We start from the raw sequence: 3323 nt of genomic DNA, 5'->3' as shown, positions 1-3323 counted from the left end.
TTCACCGACGGCTCCGTCCAGGTGCGCGGCAGCGGCCTGGCCATGGGTGCGTCGCTGGACGACGCGCTGCGCGGCCTGCTGAGCCAACTGGGGCCGGACGGCTACGTGAGCGTGCAGGCCTACCTTGACCGCTTCGGCCAGGCCGAGTTGGAACGCATCCGGCCCCTGCTGGCCGAGGCGACCGGACGGCCCGTCACCTTCGGCTGGGGCCCGCGGTTCCTGCACTCCACCGGGCAGTTCCACAAGGGCGGGCCGGGCATCGGGGTCTACCTGCAGCTGACCGGCGAGGCCGCGACGGACATCCCCATTCCGGGACGCGAGTTCAGCTTCGGCGAACTGATCGATGCCCAGGCCGCCGGCGACGCCAACGTGCTGCGGGAGGGCGGCCGCCCCGTCCTGCGCCTGCATTTGGCCGACCGGGCCGCCGGTGTGCGCCAGGTGATGGACGCGGTGTCCCGACTGGGTGGAAAGCAGTAATGGCCCCTTCCGAACGACGGCGGCGTCAGGTCAACCCGCTCCGGGACCCGCGCGACCGCCGGCTCGACCGCATTGCCGGCCCCTGTTCCCTGGTGCTGTTCGGGGTCACCGGAGACCTTGCCCGCAAGAAGCTCATGCCGGCGGTGTACGACCTGGCCAACCGCGGGCTGCTGCCGCCGAGCTTCGCGCTGGTCGGTTTTGCCCGCAGGCCGTGGGACGACGACGAGTTCGCGGCCCAGGTGAAGGAATCCGTGCAGCGGCATGCCCGCACCCCGTTCCGCGAGGACATCTGGACGCATCTGGCGGCGGGCATCCGGTTCGTCCAGGGCGCCTTCGACGACGAGGATGCCTTCGAGCAGCTCCGCGGCACCCTGGAAGAGCTCGACGAGCAGCGCGGGACGCAGGGCAACCACGCGTTCTACCTCTCGATTCCGCCCAAGGCCTTCGAGCAGGTGTGCAAGATGCTCTCCTCGCACGGTCTGGCCCAGGCGCCCGAGGAAGCAGACGGCATGCCCTGGCGGCGGGTTGTCATCGAGAAGCCCTTCGGGCATGACCTTCAGTCCGCACGCGAACTGAACAACATCGTCGAATCGGTCTTCCCGCCGGACGCGGTGTTCAGGATCGACCACTATCTGGGCAAGGAGACGGTCCAGAACATCCTGGCCCTGCGCTTCGCCAATCAGCTGTTCGAGCCGCTCTGGAACGCGAACTACGTGGACCACGTGCAGATCACCATGGCGGAAGACATCGGCATCGGCGGCCGCGCAGGCTATTACGACGGCGTCGGGGCGGCGCGCGACGTCATCCAGAACCACCTGCTGCAGTTGCTCGCCCTGACCGCCATGGAGGAACCCATTTCCTTCAACGCCGAGGACCTGCGGACGGAAAAGGAAAAGGTGCTGGCCGCCGTCAAGCTCCCCGAGGACCTGTCGGCCCATTCGGCCCGCGGCCAGTACACCGGCGGGTGGCAGGGCGGTGAGAGGGTGGCCGGCTACCTGGAGGAAGAAGGTTTCAACCCGGATTCGGTCACCGAGACCTATGCGGCGCTGCGGCTGGACATCCACACCCGGCGCTGGGCCGGCGTGCCGTTCTACCTGCGTGCCGGCAAGCGCCTTGGCCGCCGGGTCACGGAGATTGCGGTGGTGTTCAAACGCGCGCCGAATCTGCTGTTCCCCAACCACCACGAGGACGACTTCGGCCAGAACGCGGTGGTGATCCGTGTCCAGCCCGATGAAGGAGTCACCATGCGCTTCGGGTCCAAGGTGCCCGGCACGCAAATGGAGGTCCGGGACGTCACCATGGACTTCGGCTACGGGCACGCGTTCACCGAGTCGAGTCCCGAGGCCTACGAACGGCTGATCCTGGACGTACTGCTCGGCGAGCCGCCGCTGTTCCCCCGCCACCAGGAAGTCGAGCTGTCCTGGAAGATCCTGGACCCGTTCGAGGAGTACTGGGCCAACAGCCGTACCCGGCCGGAACCCTACTCCCCCGGCAGCTGGGGACCGGCGTCGGCCGATGAGCTGCTGGCCCGCGACGGACGCACTTGGAGAAGGCCGTGATCAAAGAGCTCAAGGACACCACCACATCGAAGGTCTCCAAGGAAATCGTGGCCATGCGGGAACAAGGCGGCGTTGTGGCCCTGGGGCGTGTGCTGACCCTGGTGGTCGTGACCTCGCTCGGGTACGAAGAAGAGGCCATCTTCGCCGCCAACGCCGCGAGCCGGGAACATCCCTGCCGGATCATCGCCCTGGTCGACGCCGGGTCGGAGGCGGAGACCAAGCTGGATGCCCAGATCCGGGTCGGCGGCGACGCCGGAGCGGCCGAGGTGGTGGTGCTGTACGGCTACGGCCAGCTGGCAGCCGAGAGCGAGTCCCTCGTGGCCGCGCTGCTGCTGCCCGACGCCCCGATCGTCGCCTGGTGGCCGCACGGCATGCCGAAGGATGCTTCGCGCACGTCCATCGGCCGGATTGCGCACCGCCGCATCACGGATTCAGACAAGGAGCCGGACCCGCAGCAGGCGCTGTTCAGCCTGCGCGAGACTTATACCGCCGGCGACACGGACCTGGCCTGGACGCGGCTGACCAGTTGGCGCGTGCAGCTGGCCGCCGTCTTTGACCAGCTGGAACCTGCCCCGGTCACCTCGGTTGCCGTGGAGGGCGCCTCGGACTCCCCCAGCACCGTCCTCTTGGCGGCGTGGCTGACGCTGGCACTGAACGCGCCGGTGACCATCGTGGAGGACACTGCGGGGACCGGCATCAGGGGCGTGCGCATTTCACGGACGACCGGCGACATCCGGATCCTGCGTCCCGGCCCGTCCGTGGCCGAACTGATCATGCCCGGCCTGCCGGTGCAGCGTATTACGCTGCCGCGCCGCCCGCTGGAGGAATGCCTGGCCGAGGAACTGCGCCGGCTGGACCCGGACGAAGTGTTCGGCGAGGTGCTGATACACGGATTGCCCCGAACCAATTTGAGGAGCGTGCGCCGCAGTGACCGCTGAACCACACGTCATCGTCCACCCCGACACCACCGCCGTCGCCGGCTCGGTGGCCCGGAGGCTGGTGGAGCGTCTGGCGGCGGCCCAAGCCGCCCGCGGCGACGCCACGGTGGTGCTCACCGGCGGCAGCCTGGGCATCAACACCTTGAAGGCGGTAGCCGCCGTCGATACCCCCGCCGGCTTCGATTGGTCCAAGGTGAACATCTGGTGGGGCGACGAGCGGTTCGTCCCCAAGGACAGCCGCGACCGCAACGAACGGCAGGCACGCGAAGCGCTGCTGGACGCGCTCCCCCTGGACCCGGCCCGGGTGCACCCCTTCGGGGCCGCCGGAGAACACGCCGACCCCCACGCG

At 68.9% G+C, this 3323-nt stretch carries 3 protein-coding genes and 1 pseudogene; all 4 read left to right on the top strand.

Annotated elements, in window-relative coordinates; all coding sequences use genetic code 11:
- Positions 1-477: pseudogene (locus AC5RUJ_RS12970) on the top strand (glucose-6-phosphate isomerase); the annotation flags it as partial.
- Positions 477-2036, top strand: coding sequence for a glucose-6-phosphate dehydrogenase (gene zwf / locus AC5RUJ_RS12965; RefSeq protein WP_494127897.1), 1560 nt, complete (start codon positions 477-479; stop codon positions 2034-2036). The pseudogene AC5RUJ_RS12970 and the gene zwf, both read left to right, overlap by 1 nt.
- 53 nt (positions 2037-2089) lie before the next feature.
- Entirely contained in the window at positions 2090-2974 is an 885-nt protein-coding gene (locus tag AC5RUJ_RS12960; protein WP_494001252.1) for a glucose-6-phosphate dehydrogenase assembly protein OpcA, read from the top strand.
- Positions 2964-3323, top strand: a 360-nt coding sequence (locus AC5RUJ_RS12955; RefSeq protein WP_494155966.1) for a 6-phosphogluconolactonase, incomplete at its 3' end; no start/stop codon positions are given. The genes AC5RUJ_RS12960 and AC5RUJ_RS12955, both read left to right, overlap by 11 nt.

This window comes from Arthrobacter sp. Y3223164 (assembly GCF_059091005.1).
The sequence above is the reverse complement of the archived record's forward strand: the minus strand, read 5'-3'. Positions and strand labels throughout refer to the sequence as shown.

Bases quoted from the DNA above. Each gene is read 5' to 3' on its own strand.
- AC5RUJ_RS12960 (WP_494001252.1), top strand. From the start codon at position 2,090: ATGCGGGAACAAGGCGGCGTTGTGGCCCTGGGGCGTGTGCTGACCCTG.
- zwf (WP_494127897.1), top strand. From the start codon at position 477: ATGGCCCCTTCCGAACGACGGCGGCGTCAGGTCAACCCGCTCCGGGAC.